We start from the raw sequence: 755 nt of genomic DNA, 5'->3' as shown, positions 1-755 counted from the left end.
ATGTATTCATTTTCCTGCTCACAATGGAGGCTGCCCGGGATGGTCTCATGGCGCATCGCCTGCACCAGGCTGATCAGACTGACCAGACCGGAGGCGGCAAAGGTGTGGCCGAAATGGGTTTTGGTCGAGGTCAGGGCGCAGAAGTTTTCCTTGTCGGTATAGCTTTGAAAAGCATCGCGAAGCGCGTTGACCTCCACCGGGTCACCCAGGCGCGTTCCCGTTCCGTGGGCCACGATATACTCCAGATCTTCCGGGTTAATCCCGTACTGGTCATACACCTCTTTGTACAGTTGTGTCTGCGCCACCCCGCTGGGCGCGGTAATGCCGTTGGTCTTGCCGTCATAGTTGATGCCGCTGCCCCGGATCACCGCATGGATCGGGTCCTTGTCCGCGATCGCCCGGGAAAGGGGCTTCAGCACGACCACGGCCACGGCTTCACCGGGAACCATGCCGTTGGCTCTTTGGTCAAAGGCATAACACCGCCCATCCGGCGAGAGCATTCCCGCCTGCCCGATCGCTTCGAGCGTCTGCGGGACGAGGATCAGGTTGACTCCGGCGGCAATGGCTGTATCGCAGTCGCCGCTGCGCAGGCTCTGGCAGGCGAGATGGACAGCCACCAGTCCGGAGGAACAGGCGGTATTGACGGCCAGGTTGGGGCCGTTCAGATTGAGTACATAAGAGAGCCGGGCCGCGAGAATCGCGTCATGGTTGGACGTGATCGGGGCATCAAAACCGGTCAGATACTTGTAATCGCC

General features: G+C 60.3%; 1 protein-coding gene. It reads right to left on the bottom strand.

The window, feature by feature from the left end; all coding sequences use genetic code 11:
• On the bottom strand, window positions 1–755 hold a 755-nt coding region (locus I8U19_RS17125; protein WP_198056625.1), incomplete at both ends, for a beta-ketoacyl [acyl carrier protein] synthase domain-containing protein.

Source organism: Thermoactinomyces sp. CICC 10523, assembly GCF_016055105.1.
Taxonomy (GTDB): domain Bacteria; phylum Bacillota; class Bacilli; order Thermoactinomycetales; family Thermoactinomycetaceae; genus Thermoactinomyces_A; species Thermoactinomyces_A daqus.
This window is presented reverse-complemented; position numbering and strand designations above follow the sequence as displayed.